This is a genomic window from Ruegeria sp. CG11 (genome assembly GCF_056537245.1).
The window spans coordinates 1-4422 of record NZ_JBQFRE010000046.1 but is presented as its reverse complement, the minus strand read 5'-3'; the positions used below and the strand labels follow the sequence as shown (position 1 = coordinate 4422).

3 protein-coding genes are annotated in these 4422 nt (G+C 64.0%); all 3 read right to left on the bottom strand.

Features of this window, described 5'->3' with window-relative positions; genetic code table 11:
- Window position 1: 1 nt before the first annotated feature.
- Window positions 2–2857 carry an aminomethyl-transferring glycine dehydrogenase gene (gene gcvP / locus ACR0KW_RS24045; protein WP_480807279.1) on the bottom strand — a complete coding sequence of 952 codons (2856 nt, stop codon included), beginning with the start codon at window positions 2855–2857 and terminating at the stop codon, window positions 2–4.
- Between the two features lie 114 nt (window positions 2858–2971).
- A complete protein-coding gene (gcvH, locus tag ACR0KW_RS24040) occupies window positions 2972–3337 on the bottom strand; it encodes a glycine cleavage system protein GcvH (protein WP_480807278.1) in 366 nt (121 codons plus the stop codon).
- A gap of 18 nt (window positions 3338–3355) precedes the next feature.
- Window positions 3356–4417, bottom strand: coding sequence for a glycine cleavage system aminomethyltransferase GcvT (gene gcvT, locus ACR0KW_RS24035; protein ID WP_480807280.1), 1062 nt, complete (start codon window positions 4415–4417; stop codon window positions 3356–3358).
- Window positions 4418–4422 lie beyond the last annotated feature (5 nt).

The window sequence follows — 4422 nt, the reverse complement described above, 5'->3', positions numbered from 1 at the left end:
TTTACTCGGCGGCGTCTTGGTATGCGTCCATTGGAGGGCATGTGCAGACGAGGTTACGGTCGCCGTATGCGTTGTCGACGCGGTTGACGGGGGACCAGTATTTGTCGACGCCCATGGAGCCCGGCGGGAAGCAGGCCTGTTCGCGGGTGTAGGGGCGGTCCCAGTCGCCGACCAGATCGCGCACCGTGTGGGGGGCGTTTTTCAGCGGGTTGTTCTCCGCGTCGATCTTGCCGTCGATGATGTCCTGCGCCTCGGCCCGGATCGAGAGCATGGCGTCGCAGAAGCGGTCCAGCTCGGCCTGCGGCTCGGATTCCGTGGGTTCCACCATCAGGGTGCCGGCCACCGGCCAGGACATGGTCGGCGCGTGGAAGCCGCTATCGACCAGGCGCTTGGCGATGTCGTCGACGGTGACATGGGCGGCCTCGTCCAGCGGACGGGTGTCGAGGATGCATTCATGCGCCACGCGGCCCGACTCGGAGGTGTAGAGGATCGGATAGGCATCCTTCAAACGCGCGGCGATGTAGTTGGCGTTCAGGATCGCCACCTTGGTTGCCTGCGTCAGACCCGCGCCGCCCATCAGCAGCACATAGGCCCAGCTGACCGGCAGGATCGAGGGCGAGCCGAACGGTGCCGCCGAGACCGGACCCACGGCGGTGCCGTATTCCGGGTGGCCGGGCAGGTGTTCCTCGAGATGCGCCTTGACGCCGATCGGACCCATGCCGGGGCCACCGCCGCCATGCGGGATGCAGAAGGTCTTGTGCAGGTTCAGGTGGCTCACGTCGCCGCCGATCTTGCCCGGCTGGGCCAGGCCGACCATGGCGTTCATGTTGGCGCCGTCGATATAGACCTGACCGCCGTGATCATGGGTGATCTGGCAGACCTCCTGCACCGTTTCCTCGAACACGCCGTGGGTCGAAGGGTAGGTGATCATGCAGGCGGCCAGATGGTCGCTGTGCTTTTCCGCCTTGGCGCGGAAATCGGCCAGGTCAATGTTACCCTTGTCATCCGACTGCACCGGCACAACCTGCCAGCCCACCATCTGCGCCGAGGCCGGGTTGGTCCCGTGCGCCGAGGTCGGGATCAGGCAGACATTGCGGTGCCCTTCGCCGCGGGCGAAGTGATAGTTGCGGATGGTCAGCAGGCCCGCATATTCGCCCTGCGCGCCCGAGTTGGGCTGCTGGCTGATCGCGTCATAGCCGGTGATCTGGCACAGCTTGTCGTTCAGGTCGGCGATCATCTCGTGATAGCCCTGCGCCTGATCTTCGGGAACGAAGGGGTGCAGGTTGCCGAACTCGGGCCAGGTGACCGGGATCATCTCGATCGTGGCGTTCAGCTTCATGGTGCACGAGCCCAGCGGGATCATCGCCCGGTCCAGCGCCAGGTCGCGGTCGGCCAGACGGCGCATATAGCGGGTGATCTCGGCCTCGGCCCGGTTCTGGTGGAAGATCGGGTGGGTCAGATAGGCGCTTTCGCGCAGCGCGTAATCCGGCAGGCGATACTGCTTGTTCGAGCTGTCATCCTTGCGGTCGATGCCGAAGGCACCCCAGACGGCCTCGATGGTTTCGGGCCGGGTCTGTTCGTCGAGGCTGATGCCCACTTTGCTGTCACCCACCTTGCGCAGGTTGACGCCACGGGCCACGGCAGCCTCCATCACCACGGTCTGCAGGTGGCCGACCTCGACGGTGATGGTGTCGAAGAATACTTCCGGTTCGACGGCAAAGCCCGCCTCTTCCAGACCGGCGGCCAGGCGCGAGGTCTTGCGGTGCACCGATTGCGCGATGGCCTTGATGCCGTCGGGGCCGTGATAGACCGCATACATCGAAGCAATCACCGCCAGCAGTGCCTGCGCGGTACAGACGTTCGAGTTCGCCTTCTCGCGGCGAATGTGTTGCTCACGGGTCTGCAGCGACAGGCGGTAGGCCTTGTTGCCGCGGCTGTCGATGGACACACCGATGATCCGGCCGGGCATCGACCGCTTCAGCTTGTCGGTGGTCGCCATATAGGCGGCGTGCGGGCCACCAAAGCCCATCGGCACGCCAAAACGCTGGGTCGAGCCGATGGCGATATCCGCGCCCATCTCACCCGGCGACTTCAGCAGCGCCAGCGACAGGATGTCGGCGGCCACGATGGCAATTGCCTTGTGTTCGTGCAGCGCCGCGATCTCGGCGGTGTAGTCGCGCACATGGCCGTGGGTGCCCGGATATTGGAAGATCGCGCCAAAGACGGCACCTGCGTCGAGGCTGTCGGGATCGCCCACCTGCACGTCGATGCCCAGAGGCTCAGCCCGGGTTTTGATCACTGCGATGGTCTGCGGGTGGCAGTTCTTGTCGACGAAGAAGGCCGCGTTGTTGGCCTTGGACCGGCCGCCGCGCTTGGCCATGGCCATGGCCTCAGCCGCTGCGGTGGCCTCGTCCAGCAGCGAGGCATTGGCCACGTCCAGCCCGGTCAGGTCGCTGACCATGGTCTGGAAGTTCAACAGCGCCTCAAGCCGACCCTGGCTAATCTCGGGCTGATAGGGCGTGTAGGCGGTGTACCAGGCCGGGTTTTCCAGGATGTTGCGCAGGATCGGCGCCGGGGTGGTGGTGCCGTAATAACCCTGACCGATCAGCGAGGTCAGAACCTTGTTCTTGCTCGCCACCTGCTTCATGTGGAAAAGCGCATCCCGCTCGGTCATCGCCGGACCCCAGTCCAGCGGTTCCTTCTGGCGGATCGCAGGGGGAACGGTGGCGTCGATCAGTTCGTCCAGCGTCTTGAAGCCGATCACCTTGAGCATGTCGCGCATCTCGGTCGGGCTGGGCCCGATATGGCGGCGATTGGCAAAGTCATAGGCTTCGTAGTCGGTCAGTTTGAAGGCCATTGCAGCGCTCCTATGAATAAGTCAGGTCGGGCGGAGGCCGCGAGGACCTCCGGTAGAATGCGGGCCGGGCCGGCCCGAACGGGTGGGGTCCCGGGTCAGGACCCCGGCAGAGGCTCAGCCGATGAAGTCCTTGTAACCGGCCTCATCCATCAGATCTTCAAGCTGCGACGCGTCCGCGATCTTGATCTTGTAGATCCAGGCCTCGCCCTCGGGGTCTTCGTTCAGCGCGCCGGGGTTGTCGGCCAGCGCTTCGTTGACCTCGACGATCTCGCCATCGACCGGGGCATAGAGCTCGGACGCCGCCTTGACGGATTCGATCACGCCGATCTCGCCATCCTTCTCGAACTCGTCGCCTGCTTCCTGCTGCTCGACGAAGACCACCTCACCCAGCTGCTCGGCCGCGTGTTTGGTGATGCCCAGAGTGGCTACGTCCCCTTCGACGGTCAGCCATTCATGCTCTTCGGAATAATAGGTTGCCATGTCTTCTCTCTCCTGACTTCAACGCTTGTAATTCTGTGTGACGAAGGGCAGCGCTACGATTTCGGCCGACTGCGCCTTACCCCGGATGATCAGGTTCACCTTCTCGCCCGGCGCGCCATGGCCTTTGCTCACATAGCCCATCGCCACCGGTCCGCCGACCGTGGGGCCAAAGCTGCCCGAGGTGATCTGGCCAATCGTATTGCCCTCGAGGCATTGCACCTCGACACCCTGACGGGCGGGCGCACGGCCTTCGGGCTTGATGCCCACCAGCTTGCGCGCAGGGCCTTCGGCCAGTTCTTTCTGGACACGCTCAGCGCCCGGAAAGCCGCCTTCTTCCTTGCGGCGCTTCTGGATCGCCCAGCCCAGAGAGGCCTCGATCGGCGAGGTGCTCTGGTCGATGTCATTGCCATAAAGGCACAGGCCGGCCTCCAGCCGCAGGCTGTCGCGCGCGCCCAGACCGGCCGGTTCGCAATCCTCATGCGCCAGGAAGGCGCGGGTGATCTCGATGGCCTTGTCCTCGGGGATCGAGATCTCGTAGCCGTCCTCACCGGTATAACCCAGACGCGAGATGCGGCATTCGACGCCGTTGATATCCGCCACGGTGGTTTCCATGAACTTCAGGTCGCGGGCGGCGGGGCAGAGCGCGCCCACCACATCCTCGGCCTTCGGGCCTTGCACGGCGACCAGCGCGCGGTCGAAAATCTCGGTGACCTCAACGCCTTCGAGGTTGTCGCGCATATGCGGAATGTCCTGATGCCGCAGCGCCGCGTTCACCACCACGAAGTAGTGATCCCCCGCATTCGACACGATCAGGTCATCCATGATCCCGCCTTCGGCATTGGTGAAAAACCCATACCGCGCCTTGCCTTCCTTCAGCGTCGCATAGGCCTGCGGGCAGATCGCCTCCAGCTTCTCACCCACATTCTCGCCCCGCAGGATCACCTGACCCATATGAGACACATCAAACACCGCCGCCTTCTCACGGCACTGCCTATGCTCTCCCATGATCCCCATCGGGTACTGAACAGGCATCTCCCAACCAGCAAAATCAACCATCTTACCGCCCAACTCAACATGCAATGAGT